Source organism: Desulfosporosinus metallidurans, from assembly GCF_001936615.1.
GTDB lineage: Bacteria > Bacillota > Desulfitobacteriia > Desulfitobacteriales > Desulfitobacteriaceae > Desulfosporosinus > Desulfosporosinus metallidurans.
The window spans coordinates 1-22,988 of record NZ_MLBF01000031.1 but is presented as its reverse complement, the minus strand read 5'-3'; the positions used below and the strand labels follow the sequence as shown (position 1 = coordinate 22,988).

The 22,988-nt window shown below is 43.8% G+C and carries 17 protein-coding genes; 1 reads left to right on the top strand and 16 read right to left on the bottom strand.

The genetic code is table 11. The annotated features are described in order from the left end of the window. Positions 1 to 217: 217 nt before the first annotated feature. The 13 genes from DSOL_RS16570 to DSOL_RS16510 all read right to left on the bottom strand — a co-directional run bounded on the left by DSOL_RS16570 (position 218) and on the right by DSOL_RS16510 (position 16,889). Positions 218 to 652, bottom strand: coding sequence for a YaiI/YqxD family protein (locus tag DSOL_RS16570; protein ID WP_075365940.1), 435 nt, complete (start codon positions 650 to 652; stop codon positions 218 to 220). Continuing rightward, positions 652 to 1,506: a CvfB family protein gene (locus DSOL_RS16565; protein ID WP_075365939.1), complete on the bottom strand. Its 855-nt coding sequence runs from the start codon at positions 1,504 to 1,506 to the stop codon at positions 652 to 654. The genes DSOL_RS16570 and DSOL_RS16565 overlap by 1 nt, the downstream gene beginning before the upstream one ends. Positions 1,507 to 1,611: 105 nt before the next feature. Beyond that, positions 1,612 to 2,922 (bottom strand): sensor histidine kinase, encoded by a 1,311-nt coding sequence (locus tag DSOL_RS16560; protein WP_075365938.1) that lies wholly within the window; start codon positions 2,920 to 2,922, stop codon positions 1,612 to 1,614. Between the two features lie 123 nt (positions 2,923 to 3,045). Next, a complete protein-coding gene (locus DSOL_RS16555; protein ID WP_075365937.1) occupies positions 3,046 to 4,368 on the bottom strand; it encodes a dicarboxylate/amino acid:cation symporter in 1,323 nt (440 codons plus the stop codon). Between the two features lie 161 nt (positions 4,369 to 4,529). Further along, the gene (locus tag DSOL_RS16550) at positions 4,530 to 5,393 is read right to left on the bottom strand and encodes a response regulator (RefSeq protein ID WP_170871540.1); all 864 of its coding nucleotides are present in this window, start codon (positions 5,391 to 5,393) and stop codon (positions 4,530 to 4,532) included. Between the two features lie 186 nt (positions 5,394 to 5,579). Further along, positions 5,580 to 6,911 (bottom strand): NrfD/PsrC family molybdoenzyme membrane anchor subunit, encoded by a 1,332-nt coding sequence (gene nrfD, locus DSOL_RS16545; RefSeq protein WP_083642667.1) that lies wholly within the window; start codon positions 6,909 to 6,911, stop codon positions 5,580 to 5,582. A gap of 13 nt (positions 6,912 to 6,924) precedes the next feature. Continuing rightward, the gene (locus DSOL_RS16540; RefSeq protein ID WP_075365935.1) at positions 6,925 to 7,611 is read right to left on the bottom strand and encodes a 4Fe-4S dicluster domain-containing protein; all 687 of its coding nucleotides are present in this window, start codon (positions 7,609 to 7,611) and stop codon (positions 6,925 to 6,927) included. Next, positions 7,608 to 10,178: a molybdopterin-dependent oxidoreductase gene (locus DSOL_RS16535; protein WP_075365934.1), complete on the bottom strand. Its 2,571-nt coding sequence runs from the start codon at positions 10,176 to 10,178 to the stop codon at positions 7,608 to 7,610. The genes DSOL_RS16540 and DSOL_RS16535 overlap by 4 nt, the downstream gene beginning before the upstream one ends. A gap of 218 nt (positions 10,179 to 10,396) precedes the next feature. Further along, positions 10,397 to 11,626: an NADP-dependent malic enzyme gene (gene ystJ / locus DSOL_RS16530; RefSeq protein WP_075365933.1), complete on the bottom strand. Its 1,230-nt coding sequence runs from the start codon at positions 11,624 to 11,626 to the stop codon at positions 10,397 to 10,399. A 135-nt stretch (positions 11,627 to 11,761) separates the two neighbouring features. Beyond that, a complete protein-coding gene (gene sdhB / locus DSOL_RS16525; RefSeq protein ID WP_075365932.1) occupies positions 11,762 to 12,514 on the bottom strand; it encodes a succinate dehydrogenase iron-sulfur subunit in 753 nt (250 codons plus the stop codon). A gap of 14 nt (positions 12,515 to 12,528) precedes the next feature. After that, positions 12,529 to 14,265, bottom strand: a complete 1,737-nt coding sequence (sdhA, locus tag DSOL_RS16520; RefSeq protein WP_075365931.1) for a succinate dehydrogenase flavoprotein subunit — start codon at positions 14,263 to 14,265, stop codon at positions 12,529 to 12,531. 21 nt (positions 14,266 to 14,286) lie between these two features. Next, a complete protein-coding gene (locus DSOL_RS16515) occupies positions 14,287 to 14,895 on the bottom strand; it encodes a succinate dehydrogenase/fumarate reductase transmembrane subunit (RefSeq protein WP_075365930.1) in 609 nt (202 codons plus the stop codon). 296 nt (positions 14,896 to 15,191) lie between these two features. Beyond that, on the bottom strand, positions 15,192 to 16,889 hold the full coding sequence (locus DSOL_RS16510) for a sigma 54-interacting transcriptional regulator (RefSeq protein WP_075365929.1): 1,698 nt from the start codon (positions 16,887 to 16,889) through the stop codon (positions 15,192 to 15,194). Between the two features lie 314 nt (positions 16,890 to 17,203). Here DSOL_RS16510 and DSOL_RS16505 point away from each other — a divergent pair, with 314 nt between their 5' ends. Beyond that, positions 17,204 to 19,297 (top strand): glutamine synthetase III family protein, encoded by a 2,094-nt coding sequence (locus DSOL_RS16505; protein ID WP_075365928.1) that lies wholly within the window; start codon positions 17,204 to 17,206, stop codon positions 19,295 to 19,297. Positions 19,298 to 19,642: 345 nt separating this feature from the next. On the opposite strand, the gene DSOL_RS16500 is transcribed toward DSOL_RS16505, so the two are convergent. The 3 genes from DSOL_RS16500 to DSOL_RS16490 all read right to left on the bottom strand — a co-directional run. After that, complete coding sequence (locus DSOL_RS16500) at positions 19,643 to 20,287, bottom strand: cobalamin B12-binding domain-containing protein (RefSeq protein ID WP_075365927.1); 645 nt, start codon at positions 20,285 to 20,287, stop codon at positions 19,643 to 19,645. Positions 20,288 to 20,316: 29 nt separating this feature from the next. Continuing rightward, the gene (locus tag DSOL_RS16495) at positions 20,317 to 21,636 is read right to left on the bottom strand and encodes a PocR ligand-binding domain-containing protein (protein WP_075365926.1); all 1,320 of its coding nucleotides are present in this window, start codon (positions 21,634 to 21,636) and stop codon (positions 20,317 to 20,319) included. A gap of 304 nt (positions 21,637 to 21,940) precedes the next feature. Further along, positions 21,941 to 22,988: methyltransferase MtaB domain-containing protein (locus tag DSOL_RS16490; RefSeq protein WP_075365925.1), on the bottom strand; the 1,048-nt coding region annotated here is incomplete at its 5' end.

Genomic DNA, 22,988 nt, shown 5'->3' with positions numbered 1-22,988 from the left:
CGCACTTTTATCTACTCCCCTCCTCCCCTTTGACTTCCAAATCTAAGCATGCTAGCGCGTTAATTAAAAATGCTCATCTCGCTTGCCCTAGATGCCGCTCATGGAGCGGGAGAGGGAGTGATATCTCTGTTAAACCCTGCGACTTGCTTATTTTTCCTTTGGCAACTCCATCCTGCAAACCTCGTTTGCTGCGTTTCCAGAAGAATAAGCTCTTGTTTTATAGCAATTTAAGGATTTTCAGAAGACTGACCTCGAACTGCCGATCATTTTCTGGCATTCTTTTTTTCGGTCCTTTGGTCCTGCCACCACCTCGTCGAAACTTAGCTTTCTCCTCCCGCTCTTCAAGTAAAAATTCAATCGTCGTCTCACTAAATTCTTGTCCATTCGGACTTAGACACTTTAACCCTTTCCCTAATAACATTGCGGCTAAACCCCAATCTTGGGTCACTGCGACATCTCCCGCTTGAGCAAGATTCATGACCCGAATATCTGCTTCTTGGGAAGCATTTCCAACGACTACGTGATGGTCAGACTCAATATTATGGTTAAAGCTGGCTACTGTCCAAACAGGCAGAGCAAAATCGCGAGCCACCCTTATGCAAATTTGCAAAACCACCCTCGGACAAGCGTCCGCATCTACAATTATTTTCATTAGTATCCCTCTTCAGAAGTTGTTTCCTTCAAACCGCCTTCCGTCTGTCTGACCTTATTCTCTTTTAACAGTTTCCCTACAGCTCTTTTAAAGGCTGCTTTGCTCATATGTAGGCGGCTTTGAATTTCAACGGGACTGCTTTTATCATTGAGGGATAGGAATCCTTCATGATCCTTGATCCCTTGGAGGATTTTCACTGTATCGTTTTCCATTTGGGCATAAGAAAGTTCTCTAGGAGATAAATCAAGCTTACCATCTTCCCTAACTCTTATGACTCGAGCCTCAACTTGATCGCCTTCTCTTAAATCTGTGAAATACTCATTGACCGGTATGAGTCCCATATACTTATTATCTACTGCGACAAAAGCCCCAATGCCAGGATTTACAGTATAAACCGTTCCTACGACTTTGTCGTTCTTTTTATAAGGAGTTTCTGCCGTAAGATACTCATAAATCTCTGTCGTGGCGCTTAGCCTCTGACTCTTATCCAAATAGACCTTAACCAAATATTCCTTACCCACTTGGATTGGATATTTCTGTTCTTTAAAAGGTAAAAATAATCCTCTTTCTAAACCCCAATCTAAAAAAGCGCCGATCTTCGTCTTGGCATTAACTTTCAAATAAGCCAGGTCCCCTAATTGAGCCAGCGGCTTTCTCGTCGTAGCAATTAACCGTTCCTCGGAATCTCGATAGATAAATACCTCTAATTCGTCTCCTACTTTAGCACCCTCCGGTAATTGCTTTATGGGTAACAGGACATTATCGTGCCGAACACCCGTGCCTGCATCTAAATAGGCGCCAAAGGGAGTAAAATTAGCAATAGTAAGGGTTTGAAATTTCCCGATTTCAATCATGTTTTTGTCTCCTTCCTTATTTACAATTGTCGTAAAGTTGCCGTGCCTGAGAAATTTTGGCTAGTCTTGTTGTACTATTATATACGCATGTCAGACAAAGGCAAACTAGATGACTATCTCGCTCATGCTGGATATTGGAATTTGAACATGAAACCATGTCCATGCGTGTATCCGGCTAGTTTGTGTGATTCTTATTTTCCCACCAGACTCTTTGAGAACATGTTGCACATGCGTAAGCCCGATTCCTGTTGAGGCGGTACCTACTTCTGAATATTTCGTTGTAAACCCAGGTAAAAAAATGAGTTCTCGATCATCGTGAGAAATGGGCTTGCCCGTATTCCCGAGATGCAGGTTAAGTATTGCACGGTCCAAATGCCAAATTACAGCAATTTGTCCTTGCTCTTCAATTGCATCAATCCCATTCGCCAAAATATTGTTAACAACGACAAGGATAGGAAAAAAATTATCCATTAGACAAATCCGAGAGTTAGAAGACGTAATCCATTCAATCATTTTCTGATGAGCCTTGGCGTAGCGCTGCTGACTTTCGATTACGATAGTCAGCAGTTCGTTCAGATCAACACGAGAATAGTCATTAGGTTCAATTATAGCATTGAGACTACTGAAAACCCGTTGCGTATCCTTCTTGATTTCATGAATCCTTTCAGCGAGATTTAACAGTGAAGGCTGGTGCCTATTTTCCGTGGAATCATGTCCTGCTTGCAGATAAAGTTGAAAACTACATTCCATTGTTTCTTCTATATCTCTCATGATCTTTTTAAGAAAATACCCCTCAGCGTAAAGGGTTGCCCCCAGCAAAAGTTGTCCTTGAAACTTTTCCTTATCTTTCTCCCGTAAAATCCGTTGCCGAAAGAATTCCACGGTCGCAATAAAGGCTAGAAAGAAAAGCCCTTTAATCCCTGCTCCCAGTGCTAATATACTTAAACTATGTCTGTCCACTTGAAAGTTAGCAGAAAAAACGAGCTCTAATACATTTGCCAAAAAATCAAAAGACACAAAATACAGACTCGTGCTAACAGGGTTTTCTTTTTCTTTTTTAACCTTTGGTATAACCATACCGACAGTCAAAGCCACATAATAAAGAATAGCGGGGGAATTTTCCAGAAAGAGAGTTGACCACGGTTGCACATAAGCTAAGCGACCCTCTAAAATTCGCAAGAGAACGACTACGGCTCCTGTTAACCACCCATTGTAAAAAGTCGCTAACCTTGGAAATCTGTCGAGACACAACACGTAAAAAACGCTACCCAAACCTAACCGAAATGAGGAGCCAAACGGGAAAAAACCGACTTCCCCCAAGATATAGGTGCCCAAGATCAAAAAGACACGCAAAGTATCAAACGGCATCTTCTTTTGAAGATGTGTTACCCAGCCCGCGCATTTCTCCAGATTCAAAAGATACCCCCCTCTATGGTCAACAAAAGGATGTAGCCGGGAAAAATCCCATGTCTACATCCTTTAACAACGTTATTTCGAATTATTCTTATACTACAGACAATAACGATACCACGCTTGGGATCATTTTGCAAATGACTCCGTCATAGTTGAAGCTTTACCTAAGTGATCAAGATCTTCAATATTTGCCTCAAGATCTTCTGGCAAAGGTTGGAGCGGATAAGTTGCCCTAGAACTGTCAAACACCCCTTCGATTTTTGCCATAACAACAGAGGCCAGCGAAACACCGATTACGTTGACAACCGTTCTTCCCATATCCATAATCCTGTCTACGCCTGCAATCAGGGCCAACCCTTCAACTGGTAATCCGGTCGTTGATAATGTAGAGGCAAGTACGACAAAGGAAACTCCTGGTACGCCAGCCATTCCTTTAGAGGTAATCATGAGTACAGCTATAATCGTTAAAGTATGGGCTAAAGTCAAATGAATCCCATACATTTGGGCAATAAAAGGAACTGCAAGTCCCTGATAAAGCGCACTTCCATCTAGGTTAAACGTGTACCCCGTTGGAATAACGAAAGACACAATTGATTTTGGCACTCCAAATTGTTCCATCTTTTTGAGAATCCGAGGAAATACCGACTCGGAACTATCCGTTGAAAAAGCGATCAACATTTCTGCACTTAGGTTTCTAAGCATAGTGAACAGGTTTATTCCCGCAAACTTTGCAACGGAGCCAAACACGACAACTATGAAAAACGCCATTGTCAAGTAGAGGATCCCTACTAGTTTTCCTAAAGGAAGCAAGACAGCCAACCCGAATTGGGAGACGGTAAAGCCCATCAAAGCAAAGACTCCATAAGGAGCAGCAGCCATAATAATGTTCGTTAGCTTAAACATGGTTTCCGCGACCCCTTGGAAAAAGTGGAGAACTGGCTTCCCAACTTCACCGATTGCAGCTAAGGAAACACCAAAGAGTACTGCGAAGAAGATAACCTGCAACAAATCCGCGCGAGCCAAGGCATCGACAATATTAGTAGGAATGAGATTGACGAATAAGTCCGTTGTACTATGGTGGGTCGCAGTACCCGTATAGGCACTAATGTCCACTTTTTGAATTGAGCTCAAATTAACCCCTATACCTGGTTTCGTTAGATTGGCAACGGTTACACCGAGCAAAATGGCAATTGTCGTGATAATTTCAAAATAAATTAGAGTTTTTCCACCCAGTTTGCCGACCTTTTTCAAGTCGCCGACACCCGCGATACCGATAACGATCGTGGAGAATACAATGGGAACCACAATCATTTTAATGGAACGAATGAACATGTCCCCAAGTGGTTTTAGCCAGCCAGAGTATTGGCGAAAAAAATACCCGTACAGAATCCCTAGTGTCAGGCCAATAATGATTTTTGTGGCCAGTCCGATTTTTCTGCGCCCTGCCATCAGAACCCCTCCTTTATAATTTGCGAAAGTTTCTGATAACAATATATCTTAAGCACTACAGAATCCGACAGTAAATGACAAACAAGCAGAGAAACTTCTTTCCATAGGACTTCTTTAGAAAAATCCATTCTGCCCAAATTATTTACTTCCATTCAGTTAGGTTAATTTATATGAAAGACATCCGTATATAGAGCAATGAGGAACTTGCGAATGTTAATTCGCGCTGTGCTGGTCCGCTTCTGCCTCAACTCTAATACCCGTTCACGAACTTCCGAAAAATCAAAGTACTTTGAAGCATAGCGTTCAAAGTACTCGTCATAAAAATCTTCCAAACCACGCAACGCAATGTTACCTAAAGCCTGCTTAATAATCCGGCGGATCCGTTGTTCTATACTTTGAATTTCCTCTTCAGTAGCCGCAATCGCATCATAAATCAAACGCAGGGGAAGATTAGATAACTCGTCTTCCCTGTCTTTGAAGTGTAAAATAATCGCCTGCAATTCCCTGACTCCAGTTTCCCCCAAAATGCCCAAGTCTGCAAAGATCAGTTGAAACCTCTTTTTCAGCGTTTGTTCATTTGTCTCCGCTGTCCTAGCTACCCCGGGAAAACGGACTTCCGCCAGGGATTTCTCAATTTGTTCAAGGGTTGATCTCAAGCGATGTTTTTCCAAAACCCGGTCGGTAACTGCCATAATCTCATTGCGATTGATGGGTTTATGGATAAAGAATTCAATTCCTACAGCATAAGCGTTAGCCAACAGCGTTTTGGCTTCAACTTGGGAAACCATAACGAACAACGTCGTCGGATGAAGGGGGAGCGCCTTTTCGACTACCTCAATGCCCGAAATATCCGGCATTAAAAGGTCAATAAAACAAACATCAACTCGGCGACCGCTCTCGAAAAATTTTAACGCTTCCTGTCCTGAAGAAAACTCGGCAATAACATCTCCTTTAGCATTCAAAATATCCGCAAGCATACGTTGCGATGCGCGATCATCATCCACGACAGCAAATGTTGCTACCAAACGCCCAACTCCCTTCCCAAAAACCATGCTACTTAGGCAAAAAAAATGCACTTTGTATCCATTCATTATAGCGAAGAAGAATACATCGTGCAAAATAATGTGATATAGATTTTTTTTAACGTTCAAAAAAGTGCCCCTATACTGTAACTTACAGTATGGGGCGCTTCTAATTTTAATTAGACGAGATTATGAGTTATCCAAATTTTGGCCTTTCGCAGAAGCTACAAATGCTGGGAGCGGCTTGATTTTGCTTGATGGGTGTTGATTCTTCACGCTCTTTTGCGGGAGAAAATTATACATTCTCAATGCCCAAGTCACAACAAAGAGCACCAGACCGAATGGTAACAGAGCAACGGCATACTCCACCAACGTCGGCGTGTAAGCCCATGAATTAACAAAGACTGACAGGCCTTCTCGAAACTGGCCCAAGGCTACAGGGTAGACCCAGCTTTCTATCCCTGCCCCCGGAACTGCTAAGGTCAGCGGTATCGCATTAAAGGCCGGGAACATCAGCATCAAGCGGTGGGCAAACACTCCGATAAAAAGGAGCACACTTCCGATCATCAGTGCCTTGTAACTGCTTCTTCCCTTCTCTGTGAAGAAGAAAATCATCGTGAAGGCTGGGAGTAGGATTTCTGTCGCATAGACGAATCCATAGCGGCCGAAAACAAGAGAAAGGGTTTCTGTGGCTTCTGGTTTCCCCCACCACCCATGAACAATAAGATCGACCGAAACGAAGAAAAAGTGTACAACTAAGGCGCCGGCAACAATCAGAGCCATTGTTTGGAACGCTTCAGAAGACTGCTTAAACTGTTCTTTCCCCACAGCGAATAGAGAAATCACGAGAACTAGGGCAGTTCCGGAAGCGACCGCAACAGAAACGAAGTCCGGAGGCAACGCCGCCGTGTTCCACCACCCTCGGGAAGCTTGGGTTGCAAAGATCAAAGCCGTCACCGTGTGAATCAAGATGGCCACTGGTAATCCCACGAGTGCGACGCGTTTAGACCATTTTTTAGATAAGGCATCTACGTTTTCCTGGGAGCGTGTTTTTGTCCACCCATTGAAGAAACCGCGCCCTTCCTTTTTCCAATCCGGCAAAAGCTGGACATAGACGCTTAAGAACGTGATGATAAGGTAAGCGGTGATGACGATAACGTCCCAAACCAGCGGAGATCTGAAATTCGGATGAACAAAGATCTTCCAGACCCGCTCCACCCGGCCCATATCTGGGAAAATCATGGCTCCGGCACCTAAAATACTGGCGAAAGCTGAGAGGGAAGCAATGCGGGTAAAGGGCTTTAGTTTTTCAATATTGAAGAGATAAACTGAAGAAGAAACGATCAACCCTCCGGCTGCAACCCCCACAAAAAAGGCAAAGGTCGCAATATATAAGCCCCAGCTAAACGGATTTCGCATATCTGTCACGATTAAGCCGTTGTATAATTGGTATCCCCACGCGACTAAACTGATAAGGATTAAAGCAACTGCCAGGCCCAACAGGGCATTACTTTTTTTCACGTCTACCCACCTCCTAGCGTATCGGCTTCGTTGGCGCCAGATAGAATACTTTGGGTGATGTGCCCAGTTCTTCTTTCAGACGATACGTTGGCCGTTTCCGTACAAGTTTACTAACCTCAGAATATGGATCATCGAGGTCTCCGAAAATTCGAACCTTCCCCGGACAACCCCGAACACAAGCTGGTTGCTCCCCTTTAGAGGTGTATTGCACACAGAATGTACATTTTTCTGCCACACCAACTGGCCGATCAGGAGTGAAAACTAACCTTCCATCCTTATCCCGGAAGTCAACAGGGTATCCATACTCATACCCCTTCTCATAGCCAACCCGCTCCTTAGCCTTTTTCGGGTCTTCCCAGTTAAATTGACGAACCCCGTAAGGACAGGCTGCAATACAGTACCGACAGCCGATACAGCGTTCGTAGTCTATCAATACGACGCCCCGTTCATCGGTATAAGTGGCACCGGTAGGACAAACCTTTTGGCAAGGAGGATTATCGCACATTTGACAGGACACGGGCAGGAAATCCATTTGCAGTTCTCCATCTTTACCGACGGAGGCTTGATGAAATGAACTCCCTGGAGTAAATACCCTATTCCACCATGTTCCAGGTGGCTGCGCATTATGGGATTTACAGGCTACCGCACAAGAACGGCAACCGATGCAACGATCAAGGTCAATCACCATCCCGAGTCTCATAAAATATCATCCACCTTTCTCACATCACAGAGGCATTCGTTCCAGGCCGTGTTTGGGGACCACATTCCGGGGACAAAGTAAAGTTCATGTGTCGGTTTGATAAAGGGATAAGTCAAGGCATTGTAGGATGCTCCTTTTAAATAGCGGCTCCACCAACCTTCTTCAAAGACTGCCTGTTTTAGACCCACGCCCGGATCAAGAATTGCGTAAACCGTAAGTTTGCCGCGATCATTAAAAATTTCGACGGCATCCCCTTCTTTGATCCCCTTTTCTTTACCATCCTCGGGATTGAGCCACACTCTCGGTTTCCCCTCTTGAAGTTCGTTCATCCAAACGTTGTTAGAATGTGTGGAGTGTACCCGGTAAATGGCATTCCGAGTGACATAGCTAAATTTATACTTTTCTTTGGTTAGAGGATTTAAGACATACTCACTTTCCTCAAAGGGAGGTTTATGCACTGGGAGAGCCTCACCCACTTGAAGCATGATATCTTCGTCTTTGTAAAACTCTATCCGTCCGCTTTTCACAAACTGAGCGGTTTGTTCGATTTTGGCAGGTAGACTGACCGGCGGAAATGGCTGCTTATGTTGGACTTGTTCATAGAAAGGAATTTGTCGCCCCCCTGGAACTTCGGATTTTAAACGTACAGGGCCTTTTTTTAGTTGTTCCAGCGTAATACCGGCTACTGCAGGTCCTCCGGTTTTGAGCAGGAGCTCGATGACTTTCTGAGCTGCTTCATCTGACTCAAGGTCTGGGTAAAAGTACTTCTCAAAATCGGGATTCAACCGTTTAGCAAGTTCCCGAATAATCCAAAATTCCGGTTTACCCTCATAAAGCGGTTTCACAGCCGGTTGTTGCAACTGAAGATAAGGATGAACCGGGGTGGCCACGAGTTCTGTTTTTTCATACCAAGACACGGCTGGTAATACGGCATGACTATACTGACAGGTTGTTGTCATTTGGAAATCAGTGGTCACAACAAATTCCAACTCCTCTTTTTCCACCATTTCACGGAGTTTATTGGCCATGTTGTGCTGGTCAAACGGATTTCCCCAACCCACAATGAGGGCTTTAATCCCATTTTTTGGCCACTTGGCTTTCATGGTTTTAGTTGGACCATGAAGGACATAAAGAAAGGGTAGCCAGTTTTGCTTCTTGCCTTCCGGAACCCACCATTCTGCGACTTTGAAACGAATCCGGTACTGACCTGCATAAGTTGAAATTCCTGCACCGGCTTTTCCGATATTTCCAGTGAGAACAGGAAGTAAAGCTAAAGCTCGTCCCTTCAGGTCGCCGTGATACCATTGATAATTACCAGCCCCATAGATCACGTGAAGCGGTTTGATGCCCGCCATTTCGCGGGCTATACGCACCAGATCGTCTTTGGGTATGCCCGCTAGTTTCTCAACGTCTTCCGGGGTGTATGAGGCAAGGCTTTCTTTCAGGAGTTGAAACGCAGGTTTGGCTTTTACGATTTCGCCCGTTTTTAGTGGCACATCCACCTCACCCTCGATCAGGATATCTAAGGAAAGATCGAGTTTTTCTGGGTGCACCCCGATAAAACGTCCATTATAGGCGACATAGGCTTCTCGATAAGTTGGAACATCAGAAGGTTTGACAAGATCTTTGACCTCATCCGCTTTTAAGCGTTTGCCGTTATCGACGCGAACGAGGAGCGGTAGGTCGGTAAAGGTTTTGATAAAGTCGGCATCGTAAAGCTTCTCTTCAATTAGGACCCGCGCCAATCCTAAACCAACCGCTGCGTCGCTGCTTGCTTTAATCGGAATCCATTCATCCGCTTTGGACGCGGTAGGGCTAAAGTTAGGGTCGAAAACCATAATCTTCGCACCGCGGTTTCTAGCCTCGAGCAGAAAATGGGCATCTGGAATTCTAGTTGCCAAGATATTGGAACCAAAGACCATGACATAGCGAGAATTCGTCCATTCCCTCGGCTCAAGCTCTTCGCTCTGAACCCCAAAGGTCATCGGCCAAAACATCGGCAAATCTCCATTTTGATCATAGGCATGATGCATAGTCCAGCCCGCTAAGGTAGCTAACCTGCTCACTGCCCCTTTTTGAACATATCCTGTTCCGCCCACCTGAAAAAGTACCCCGATGGATTCCGGGCCGTATTTATCGGCAATTTCTTTTAATCGTCCTGCTGTGTAATCCAAAGATTCATTCCAGGAAGCTTCTTTAAAATCGCCGGAGCCTGGCTTTCCTTTTAAGATGAGGGGTTTCTTCACGCGATCCGGGCCATAGATCAGGTTTGTCATGGAAAGCCCTTTCAGGCAACCGCGGGGATTGTACTCCGGTTCCGGATAATCTGCGGCTTGGATAATTGACTTGATCTGGCCGTCCTCTACGAGAGCTTTCATCCCGCATGCCCCGGTGCAGTTCGGCGAACACGTCGTACGCACATAGTTTATCTTCGGATCAACCTGTTTGGGCTCGGCCATCGCTTGACTAATAAAAGAAGCCGTACCCGTTGTCCCCACTAAAACTCCGGCAGCTGCAGACACTTTAAGAAATTGTCGACGTGAAAGCTTCACGTTCTTTCTTTCCACTTCGGACACCTCCACTTGATTGTTCCATTCTCAGCTAATAATATATTTAATCATAACTGAATCTGACAGGTAGAGTTGTGAACTGTGTCACATTTTTTAAGCGAAATCTGCCTTTGAAGATACATCTAGACAGGGAAAATGAAATAAAGACAGCAAAAAGGGATTAGCGCATGTTCGGCTAATCCCTGACGCCTATATTAGGCCTAATTTCTGATAATCTATTCTGGACGAATCGCCCATACTTTCTTAGCGATCTCTTCTGGATCAGCCTTTATCCTAGCTACCCCACTGTCCATAGCAGCTTGAGCAACAGCAGCAGCAACAGCCGGAGCCACGCGAGGGTCAAACGCTTTCGGAATGACATAGTCCGCTGTACGCTCATCGTCACGAACCAAACTTGCAATTGCATAAGCTGCGGCGACTTTCATTTCTTCATTAATTTGGGAGGCTCGAACGTCTAGAGAACCTCTGAAAATCCCAGGAAAAGCAGAGACGTTATTGATTTGGTTAGGCATATCCGAACGTCCGGTTCCCACAACCTTTGCTCCGGCTTCTTTGGCGAGTTCGGGCATGATCTCTGGAGTAGGATTCGCCATAGCAAAGATAATCGGGTCTTGGGCCATGGACTTAACCATCTCTGGTGTTACAGTATTGGCTACAGAAACACCAATGAAGACATCCGCTCCAGCCATAGCATCGGCAAGAGATCCCACCAGCATCTGAGGATTGGTGACCTTGGCGATTTCATCTTTTGTTTTGTTCATACCGACTGGACGCCCAGCGTAGATCGTTCCTTTAGTATCACACATAATGACGTCTTTAACACCCATGCTCATAAGTAATTTAATAATCGCCACACCAGCTGCCCCAGCGCCGTTGGTGATGACACGAATGCTCTCTATAGATTTTCCTACAATCTTAAGAGCATTAATCATCCCAGCCATGACGACAATGGCTGTTCCATGTTGATCGTCATGAAACACTGGAATGTTCATTTCTTTTTTCAAGCGTTCTTCAATCTCGAAGCACGCAGGTGCACTAATATCTTCTAAGTTGATTCCGCCAAAAGTGGGTTCGAGAAACTTGACCGTCTGAATGACTTGTTCAACATCGGTCGTATCCAGGCAGATCGGAAAAGCATCCACTCCAGCAAACGTTTTGAAGAGCACGGACTTCCCTTCCATAACGGGCATGGAAGCGAGCGCTCCGATGTTTCCCAGACCAAGAACAGCGGTCCCGTTAGAAACAATGGCCACAAAGTTACCTTTATTAGTATACTCGTACGCTAAGTCATGATCCTTCTGGATGTCCAAACAGGGTTCTGCTACTCCTGGAGAGTAAGCCAAGGACAAGTCTCGGCTATTACGCACCTGAACTTTGCCGTGAACTTCCAGTTTTCCGACATTGTCGCGATGAAGTGCTAAAGAATCTTCTCGTAGTGTTCCCATAAATTTCAATTCTCCTTTTTAGATTATTCTTTTAACTTCTTTTCATTAAGTATACATAGGAGTTAACAAATCTACAACAGTATCCTGTATACAATATACAAATATCATTTGTATATTGTATATTTTCACTTTCTCTTATTTCCGGAGCCAACGATCAAGAGCAAATTTGTTGGTTTCCCGGTTTAAATCTGCTAAACTCGACGTCAATGGTATATCCTTTGGACAAGCTCGAACGCAGTTTTGGGCGTTCCCGCAGTCGGCAATCCCACCCTCGTCAAGCAAAGCCGCCAATCGTTCGTGTTTATTCATTTCCCCGGTCGGATGAGCATTAAAGAGACGGACCTGAGATATGGCCGGCGGTCCAATAAATTTTGAGCGTGAATTCACTTGCGGGCAAGCTTCCATGCAGCATCCACAGGTCATACATTTAGACAGTTCATAGGCCCACTGGCGTTTAACTTCCGCCATGCGCGGCCCGGGTCCCAAATTATAGGTCCCGTCGATCGGAATCCAGGCATGAACTTTTTTTAAATTGTAGAACATAACTTGTCGATCAACCATCAGATCGCGAACCAACGGAAATTTCGTCAGCGGTTCGAGCACAATTGGCTGGGATAGTTGGTCTACGAGAGCAGAACAAGCTTGCTTCCCCTGTCCATTAATATTCATGGTACAGGCCCCACAAACCTCCTCCAGACAGTTGCATTCCCAAACCACCGGCGTTGTCTTCTTCCCTTCAACTGTTACTGGATTCTTTTGAATCTCCATCAAACAAGAAATGACGTTGGATTTCTCACGATAAGGAATTTCAAACTCTTCCCAACGAAAGGGTTTATTGGGACCTTCTTGACGACGGATTTTTAGGCGTATTACGTTTTGCTCAGTCATCTTTAAACCCCCTCCTACTTCTCTATATCATAACGACGGGCCCGTAGTGGAATGAGCGACACGTCAACCGGTTCATAACTAAGTTCAGGTCCGCTGGGTGTCCAAGTAGCAATCGTTGTTTTTAGCCAGTTTTCATCATCACGCTCTGGGTACTCCGGTTTATAGTGGGCTCCTCTGCTCTCATTACGACTTAAGGCTCCCTGGGTAATCACTCTTGCTAGCTCAAGCATGTTCCAGAGATGACGGATAAACGTTCCTTCTTGGGTCCCCCATTCCACGTTGTCTCTTCTTCCGATATTATGCCAGCGTTTCATGAGTTCCTGAAGCATCTTATCAGTTTCTGCCAGTTTATCATTGTAGCGTACAACGGTCACATTCAAGGTCATGATTTCTCCAAGTTCTTTGTGAATAAGGTAAGGGTTTTCTGATCCGTTCATAGTCAGCATCTTCGCCCAAAGGTCCTCTTGCCGTTTCTTTTCTTTCATAAAGACCGCCTCATTACCACTTGGGGTTTGCCTTTTATTACGTTTAATGTAATCCATCGCTTTCGGCCCAGCGACCATTCCTCCGTAGATTGCAGAAAGTAAAGAATTCGCCCCGAGACGATTTGCCCCATGATATTGGTATTCACATTCTCCAGCCGCAAAAAGCCCTGGAATATTTGTCATCTGGTCGTAATCGACCCAGAGTCCACCCATAGAATAGTGAACAGCTGGGAAAATACGCATCGGAACTTTCTTTGGGTCATCGCCGACGAACTTTTCGTAAATTTCCAAGATTCCCCCGAGCTTAAGTTGCAGTACATGCGGATCAATGTGCGACAGATCGAGGTAAACCATGTTTTCCCCGTTAAGGCCAAGACCCATGTCAAAGACAACTTGATAGATAGCACGTGTCGCGATATCCCGTGGAACTAGGTTTCCGTAAGCCGGAAACATTTCCTCGAGGAAATACCAAGGTTTCCCATCTTTATATGTCCAAACACGCCCACCTTCTCCACGGGCTGATTCCGACATTAGTCTGAGCTTGTCATCACCCGGTATTGCGGTGGGATGAATCTGAATAAACTCACCATTGGCGTATTTTACACCTTGTTGATATAATGCGGAGGCCGCACTTCCCGTACATATCGTGGAGTTTGTACTTTTGCCAAAAACCGCACCGGGTCCTCCGGTAGCGATAATCACGGCGTCCGCGGCAAATGACTTAATGCTCATATCTCGCAGATTTTGAGCGACAATCCCCTGGCAAACTCCCTCATCAAGCACTGCCGAGAGCAGTTCCCATTGTTCGTATTTTTGCACTAGGCCTTCAACCTCATAGCGCCGAACCTGCTCATCGAGCGCATAGAGTAGTTGCTGACCCGTTGTCGCCCCTGCAAAGGCCGTCCGGTGAAATTTTGTCCCTCCAAAACGGCGGAAATCAAGGAGACCTTCCGACGTACGACTAAACATCACACCCATCCTGTCCATCAGGTGAATAATTCCCGGTGCTTCGTCACACATTGCCTTTACCGGTGGTTGATTGGCCAAAAAGTCCCCCCCATAAACGGAATCATCAAAGTGCAGCCAAGTGGAATCCCCTTCCCCTTTGGTATTAACAGCTCCGTTAATCCCTCCCTGAGCACAAACGGAGTGTGAACGTTTGACCGGTACTAAAGAAAACAAATCGACGTGTGTTCCGGCCTCAGCCATCTTGATCGTTGCCATCAACCCGGCTAGGCCGCCTCCCACTACGATGACATTACTCATCCCCAGACCCCCCATTCCTTCTTACTTTAAAAAAGCTGTTAAAGCAAATAATCCCATCGCAGACATGATAACGAAAACAACAGAGAGAATATAAATCCATATTTTCTGAGAATGCGGTCCAACCGTGAAACCCCAAGTGATGGCAAAAGCCCATAAGCCGTTTGTAAAATGGAAAATCGCAAACAACACCCCTAACGAGTAGAAAATCAAGCCCAACGGTTGACTCACAAAATGCTGGAGTGCCGCGAAATTAGCTTCGCCTAGACGCAGAAGATAGACGTGAATAATAACGAAGACCACGGTATAAAGGCCGGAAATCCGTTGGATAATATAGAACCAATTCCTAGCGTACTTATAGCGCCAACCATTGCCCTGCCCTGTATAAACCACCCATGTTCCGTAAATAGCATGAATGGCAATGGGTATAAAAATGATAACAAGTTCAACGATAAAAATCCCGGGGAAACTGCGCATAGTATTAATGATTTGGTCATACTGTGCTGCACCTAGACGTGCGCTTAAATTAAGAGTCATGTGAAAGGCTAAAAAAATTCCGATGGGCAATAATCCTAGCAAGGAATGAACCCTTCGGATCAAAAAATGATAAGGTGTTTGTGTTGCTGTACTCATAAATCTCAATCCTCTCCTCTCAACCTCTTATTGGCGTATATAAAAATAATAAGCAATCTACATGCCAAAAAGACCTTCAATTAGAAGAATCTTCAGATAATAGAGATCAGTAAGCCTGTTCGTCCCATGAACTCCTTGTTTAGACAAATCATTTATTTAGAATATGGGAATAGTTTAGGTAACTTCCCTAGCTAGTTGACCCATATGATCACGCCTTCTATAATATATTCTAGAATTTAGTCGTGATTGTATTCTAATAATTAGAATACAACTGTTATAACTAACTTCCGATCCGTCTAGGGCATAGTCTTAAGTTTATTATAGAGCGTAGCCAGCGATATCTTTAAGGCATTTGCCGCTTGCTTCTTTCCCTCCATTGAATTTCCATAACGTTTTAAAGCAAATTGAATCATTTTCTTTTCCATTTCTTCAATGGGCATAATAACTTCGATTACCTGTTTCTCCTGCATTGATGCCTGGGAATCCACGAGATTTAGAATATGTTTATGGGTAATAATATCTTCCTCCACCGTCACCATAGCGCGTTCAACGACATTTTGAAGTTCCCGGATATTACCCGGCCAATCGTATTGCATTAATAGTTCTTCCGCTTGGGCTGTTAATCCAACGACATGTTTACCGAACTTTCGGTTAAACTTGACAATGAGAGAATGCAGATAAGCAGGAATATCTTCTTTATGTTTACGCAGTGACGGTAAGCGCAATTCCAAAACATTAAGTCGGTAATATAAATCTTCTCTAAAATCCCCCCGTCTTGTCATCTCCATTAAGTTTCGATTGGTCGCTGAAATTACGCGCACATCCACTTTGATAGTTTGCGCCCCTCCAACTCGTTCGAACTCCATTTCCTGAATAACTCGTAGAAGTTTAGCTTGTAAATATGGATTCATATCTCCAATCTCATCTAAGAAAATTGTTCCACCGTTAGCCAACTCCATCTTGCCAAGCTTCGTTTTCAAAGCACCCGTGAAGGCCCCTTTTTCATGTCCAAAAAATTCGCTTTCTAGTAACGTCTCAGGAATTGCTGCACAGTTCACCTTGATGAATGGCTTATCCCAACGCAAACTAGAGCCATGAATCGCATGGGCAAATAGTTCCTTTCCGGTACCTGATTCTCCGGTAATTAGAATGGTCGAGTCACTCTTTGCCGCTTTGCGGGCCAAATCCAAGGCACGTTCAAATTCAGGATGGCTCCCAATCAGATCATCAAATGAGTAGTGACTAGTAGAGATTTGATTGATTCGGGTTTGCAAATCATCAATCACTTTATTTGAAGCTTTCAATTGTTCCATCAGCCTGTAGATGTCCGTCAGTGGTTGAAAAACCACTACAGCACCTTCCATTTTTCCTTCAACCACAATGGGAGATGCATTAGAGATGACATCCGCACTCGATCCTCCAACTACAGATCGGTGGGCGAACACTGCTTCATGCGTCCTTAACGACCGTGCCAGCGCACTATTCGGAGAAACCTCGAAAATATTTTGTCCAATTCGCTGACCCTCAGGAATTGAGGTAACACGACTAAACGAAGGGTTAACGTACTTAATACATCCGTCAATCCCCGCTACTTCAATAGCTTCTTGGACTGAGTTCAGGATGGCGTCGAGTTCTCCTTTTAAGCGTTTAATATCTGCCAGCTTTTCTTTTTCTTCAATAATATGCATCATTAGATTAGCCCCTTGGGCTTCAATCACAGCACTGGTTTTTTCTTTGTTCTGTTCAATTTGTTGTTGTACTTCTGGTACACCTGTCGCTTCGAGAATCACATCGAGATTGGGTACCTGTAGAAATTCCTCTAACGATTTGCAGGTTGGCACACCATCCAACCGCGCCAATTCCATCCCTGGTGTCCATTCTAAACGATCGCAAACCATGCTAATCTCAATATATTCAACGCTGCGCAGAGTTTTATAGACTGTCGAACCCCCTTGTCCCATGCCGACAATACCCAATCTTATTTTTCGAGTCATATGTTCAACCCCCTAGCAGAATGATTCATCCTATTTTAATTATTAGAATATTCGCGCCTTGCCCCCTGATCTCCTACCCTTTTTTTGATATTTATATTAAAATTATAATTGAGAGTAATCTCTCCTTACTTCTCTATGATTAATACTGTATACCTATAAAATACCTCTTGTCAGGTGACTAATAACGTGATAACTTAAGACTATATTAAATGAAGCAATGGCGCTTCTTAAAGATTTTTAAACAATCTTTAAGGGGAGTCTTTTTGTTTTTTTTATGAACTATTAATAATCAGGCATGGAAGGGGTTATAAAAAATGGATATCTTTGGTGAAAATGTCTTTAATGACGCTATAATGAAAGAACGTTTACCGAAAGCAACCTACAAATCCCTACGTAAAACAATCGAGCAAGGACTTTCTCTCGACCCCGGTGTCGCAGAGATCGTGGCCAATGCCATGAAAGACTGGGCAATTGAAAAAGGCGCGACACATTTTACACACTGGTTCCAGCCGTTGACAGGAATCACTGCTGAAAAACACGATTCCTTCATCTCCCCTACTGCGGATGGGCGTGTGGTTATGGAATTCTCCGGTAAAGAGCTGATTCAAGGAGAACCAGATGCATCCTCCTTCCCCAGTGGTGGAATTCGTGCCACATTTGAAGCAAGAGGCTACACTGCATGGGACTGCACCTCCCCTGCTTTTCTTAAAGAGGATGCTGGCTCCTTAACTCTCTGCATTCCAACAGCCTTCTGCTCTTATACTGGAGAAGCCCTCGATAAAAAGACCCCACTTTTACGCTCCATGCAGGCGCTCTCCAAACAAGCCTTGCGCGTGTTACGACTCTTTGGCAACACCTCAGCCACTCATGTCACGAGCACTGTTGGTGCGGAACAAGAGTATTTCCTAGTAGACAAGAAATTTTTCGATCAACGGATGGACCTCATGCTCACTGGTCGAACCTTATTTGGATCCATGGCCCCTAAAGGCCAGGAAATGGAAGATCATTATTTCGGAAGTCTCAAAACGCGTGTGGCTGCTTTTATGCATGACTTGAATGTGGAATTATGGAAATTGGGCGTTCTGGCCAAGACCCAGCATAATGAGGTAGCTCCTGGTCAGTTTGAGCTTGCGCCCATATTCGGAACTACAAACATCGCAACTGACCACAACCAACTGGTTATGGACAGCATGAAAAAAGTAGCCCTTCGTCATGACATGGTTTGCTTGCTTCATGAAAAACCTTTTGCAGGAGTCAACGGTTCAGGCAAACATAACAATTGGTCGATGTCTACAGACGATGGGCAGAATCTACTAGACCCAGGCCCAACCCCTCACGAAAACTTTCAGTTTCTCACAATAATATGTTCTATAGTAAAAGCTGTCGATGATTATGCTGAGTTACTCCGAGTTTCAGCAGCAACCCCTGGCAATGACCACCGTCTCGGTGCGAACGAAGCACCTCCGGCCATTATTTCCATTTTCTTAGGCGACCAACTCACGGATATTTTTGGCCAACTTCAAAATGGAGGGCTCAAACGTTCTCTCCAAGGAGAAAAAATGGCCAGCGGAGTAGAGACTTTACCCGCCTTCCGCAAAGACTCAACCGATCGCAATCGCACATCTCCCTTCGCCTTTACTGGAAATAAATTTGAATTTCGAATGGTTGCTTCCTCCCAATCCATCTCAGGTCCCAACGTAGTGCTCAATTTAATTATTGCTGAAGTCCTCTCGCAATTTGCCGACCGTCTGGAACAAGCAACAGACTTTGATCAAGCCCTTAAAGAGCTACTCAAGGAGACCGCCACAAACCATAAGCGGATCCTCTTCGATGGCAACGGATACTCGGGGGAATGGGTTGAAGAAGCAACGAAACGCGGACTTCCAAATGTAACCTCAACGGTTGATGCCGCTCTTGTTCTCACTCGGGAATCCACTGTCGAATTGTATGAAAAGCATAAAGTGTTGAACCGTACCGAACTGGAATCTCGCTACGAAATTAACTTAGAACAGTATAGCAAGCAGATTAACATTGAGGCCTTAACGATGATCGACATGGCCAAACATCAGATCATACCCTCAGCTGTCAAGTATTCCACCCAGTTAGCCCAGTCCATCAATGCCATCAAAACTGCCTCTAGCGCAGTCGATGTCTCCGTTCAAGAAGGCCTGCTCCAAGAACTATGCACACTCCTAGTTTCCTTTAAAGCAAAATTAAGCACTCTTGAAAAAGACACTCAAAAAGCGATTACCGTGACCGATAATGCTTATGCTCTAGGCGTATTTTATCGTGATGTCGTCTTCAAGGATATGCAAGCCCTTCGTCTCGATGGAGATCAACTGGAAACAATTATTGATGCCGAACTATGGCCGCTTCCGACCTATGCTCAAATGTTATTTATGCTTTAACTCTCTTGCAACCTTTTCCGACTAATTTTCTTTGAAGCATAATCTAAATGGAAATTCTCTTTTGCAAAAAGTAAACAATAAGACCCATTGGCGATCCGAGGAACGTCAATGGGTCTCTTTTAACGTATCATAACGCTCTTTTTAAGAGAGATAGAGTTATCATTGCTGTTTTTCTTGTTTTATGTGGGTTTATCTTAACTTAAATAACCGCGACTTTCCTCTATTCTCTGCCATCTTAGAGATTGGGTAGAATTCAAAAATACCATACTTCAAAAAGTATGGTAATATGAAGACTATGTTTTTGGTAAAATATTTACAGAAAAGGAGAGCAATTATATATTAGTCTTAAGCTTTATTTATAAGTTTAAGTGCCAAGTCAACCGCTTTAAATACGTCATCAGCGTACCCATCTGCGTTAATAGCTTGCGCAAAAACTTGAGTCGTCGGATTTCCACCAATAATTATTTTTACTTCATGACGAAGCTTTCGTCGTTCGAGTTCGCGTATTGTCTCAGAGATCATACCCATAGTGGTCGTAAGCATAGCAGACATGGCAAGGAGATCTGGCTTTTGTTCTATAATTGCTTCCGCAAAGTCCTCAGGTTGGACATCAATCCCAAGATCGATGACCTCTAACCCGGCGCCGCGAAACATCATCACGATTAAGTTCTTTCCAATGTCATGTAAATCCCCTGCAACTGTACCAATCACTACTTTACCGACCGAAGTTTGCTGTGGATTCGACAAGAGGGGTTTCAAGACATGCAATCCGGCATGCATAGCCCTCGATGCAATTAAGACATCAGAAATAAAAATAATATTATCGCGAAATTGTCCACCAATGACTTGCATACCGGGTAATAATGCCCTTTCAAAGATCACCCGCGGATCAATACCGTTCTCAATTGCAAGTGTTGTAAGACTCTTCACCCGGTTAGCCTGCCCCTTTAATAACGCTTTAGTTATTAATTCTAATTCTGAAGTTATCAAATGAGTTCACTCCTTGGCAACTGCAAAGTTTACAAAGCATTTTGTTTATATCGACTAGGAGTAATTCCTTCAAGCTTCTTAAACACCCTAGTAAAGTAGCCTGGATCTTCAAACCCGCTATCTTCAGCAACTTGCATGACATTATATTTTGGATTTTTCAATAATGTTTTGGCCTCTTCCACCCTTATTTGAGTGAGATATTCCATTAAAGTACAGCCTAGTCCTTGTTTAAAGATTCTGCTAACATAACATGAACTGAGGTAAACTTCCTGAGCGATATCGTCTATTGTGAGCTTATTGCGGTAATTCTTACGAATATACTCAGCCGCTTTCTGAATGGCTTGAAGATTTTTCTGATTTTTGTTATCTGCAACATGGTTCATAAATGTATCTAACATATTCTCAGACCAACTACAAAGTTCGTCTGTGGAGGTTATTGCATGCAAATCCTGATAAAATTGAGCGTTCTCTTGAAGAATAACGTTTAATGCCGCGCCACCATCCACAGCGGCCCTCGAAATTATGACCACAAGCTCCACTATTCTTGATTTGACTGTATCGATATCTTCCAAATTCTCTCCAATAATATCTACTAACAAATTTTTGAGAAATTGTTGAGCTACGAGCTTGTCACCGTTGCGCACCATCGTCCGTAGTTCATGTTCCTTATCCAAGGAATTTATACTATTCGCTCGAGACTCAATGGTATTAATGGCTATTTCCGCACGTTTACGAGCCTGTATCTCTTCGGCAAGTCGAGCCTGTTGGGAATCTATTTGCCTTCTTTGTTCTAAAACGGTCATGCCGCTTTGCACAATTTGATTAGCAACCACAAATAACAGATCGGCAGCAGCCTGAACTTTATCACCTGACATAACTTCTAATTGCGCAGCTGACCACTTAACCGCCGCAACATCAACATTAAGTCCTTTCACCATTTCTTCAATTTCTTCCAGAAAGTAATCTTCCGGCTCCCACATAAGTACCTGTCCGCAAATAATGGATCCTACATGTTTATCTATTGCAATTGGTGCTGCCCACATAATTAAGCCAGCATGACATCTAAAAATATAAGGTTCACCATATTTAGCCGCATCCGTACATGCTCGTGCGTATGAGCGCTGACATTTTTTTTTACCGGTGTCATCCGCCTTTATCATTTCACAAAAGCGGCAGTCCTTTATAGCATGATCAGTGGCAATAAGTGTTTTTCCCATCTTGTCAACGAGTATTGCCTTTAATCCCGTAGACTTCGAAAAAGAACATAGCATTTTATTTAGGAAATCCCGTCCGACAAGTTTCTCAAGCCATTGTGATTCCTTTTCTTGACTAATATTTTCTTGATTCACATTGCCACCTCCGAAACAACCTACACACTAAACCAATACGCAATAATGTTAAGCCTCTGGAACACGACTGATGCAAATGAGTTTTATTCAATATTAAATCTATTATAACAAATCAAACAACGTTTTTCGTTATTTATTTATTTGTCATTTCAAACTATAGGAAAAGCGCTCTTGCTGTCTAGGCTCTGCTCAATAGATTAAGCCCAGATAGACAAAAGCGCAAATGAGAGAAATGAGAGAAATGAGAATATAGCATAGAGATTTCCTGTTACATGAATTTTTAGATGTTTAGATGTTTGGATGATCAGATATTTAAATCGTATTTTTCAGGATCGAATTTATCCTTAGTCGTACTGTTAATCATATCTTGCGTAAACTTTGCTTCGTCATTTGGAATCGTTTTAAGTTGCTTCTCAAAAATGTCTAGATATTTTAATTCTTTAGCATCTAGTTGTAACAAACCATCTTTGAAACCTGTTCGTAATTCTTCAATTGTAGCGGCTGCGGCGATTTTCGTCCGCTCAAAATGTGTTTTCCCCTTGACAATTTCTTTGCTCAATTTCAGAACTACTCTTGGGTCTAAAACATAGGCTTGAGGATCATACATGCGATCTGATTCCGCAAGAATATCTCTCATCTCAATCGCAGATCCGCGAGAAGCGGCTACATTCATGAGCCGACAATCATAAATAAGTTCCTCCGTGAAGACAGTAGGTGCCATCCCACCCAGCAATCTTACATTTTCCACAGATTCATTACTCCAACAATCAGCTACGCAGCCGGCAATGTTTCCAACTGAGCTGGAATGGGCACAGACTGCTGTTCTTCCTTCCATAGAAATCGGGGTTCCCGTAATGGCTTTAAGATAAACTCCCTCATATCCGCAATCTTTATCAGGTCCAATAGCACCCCGTTCGACGGCAACTAACGTCCGGACAGCACACATGACCCTGTCAATGGCAGCAAAAACCTTTGGTATAAAGTTCTTGTGTGCCATTACCATAGAAGTATTTGCAAAGCCACAGGCAGTGTCACCTGAAGGAATGCAGTTATTTTCGTCAGCAATTTTTACAATTTCATCCCAAAGTTTGCTCATATCACGACAGCCAACTACTCCTAAAGAAAATAAAGCTTTTGGCAGATCGCAGTTCATAACAGCCTCATCGTGCAAATGTTTTCCACCTATCGATTCAATGGCTAAAAAGTCTGCCCCTGATTGTGCGCACCCTCTGAATGTTTTTACTACATTATCCCAATGTTCACCATGATACATATGTGTAAGGGTTTTACCTTCCCGGATATCGACAACTGTCATTCTAAGGAGGCTTTTTAGACCGAACTTAGTTTCATAC

Bases quoted from the DNA above. Each gene is read 5' to 3' on its own strand.
- DSOL_RS16570 (WP_075365940.1), bottom strand. From the start codon at position 652: ATGAAAATAATTGTAGATGCGGACGCTTGTCCGAGGGTGGTTTTGCAA.
- DSOL_RS16565 (WP_075365939.1), bottom strand. From the start codon at position 1,506: ATGATTGAAATCGGGAAATTTCAAACCCTTACTATTGCTAATTTTACT.
- DSOL_RS16555 (WP_075365937.1), bottom strand. From the start codon at position 4,368: ATGGCAGGGCGCAGAAAAATCGGACTGGCCACAAAAATCATTATTGGC.
- DSOL_RS16540 (WP_075365935.1), bottom strand. From the start codon at position 7,611: ATGAGACTCGGGATGGTGATTGACCTTGATCGTTGCATCGGTTGCCGT.
- ystJ (WP_075365933.1), bottom strand. From the start codon at position 11,626: ATGGGAACACTACGAGAAGATTCTTTAGCACTTCATCGCGACAATGTC.
- sdhB (WP_075365932.1), bottom strand. From the start codon at position 12,514: ATGACTGAGCAAAACGTAATACGCCTAAAAATCCGTCGTCAAGAAGGT.
- sdhA (WP_075365931.1), bottom strand. From the start codon at position 14,265: ATGAGTAATGTCATCGTAGTGGGAGGCGGCCTAGCCGGGTTGATGGCA.
- DSOL_RS16515 (WP_075365930.1), bottom strand. From the start codon at position 14,895: ATGAGTACAGCAACACAAACACCTTATCATTTTTTGATCCGAAGGGTT.
- DSOL_RS16510 (WP_075365929.1), bottom strand. From the start codon at position 16,889: ATGACTCGAAAAATAAGATTGGGTATTGTCGGCATGGGACAAGGGGGT.
- DSOL_RS16505 (WP_075365928.1), top strand. From the start codon at position 17,204: ATGGATATCTTTGGTGAAAATGTCTTTAATGACGCTATAATGAAAGAA.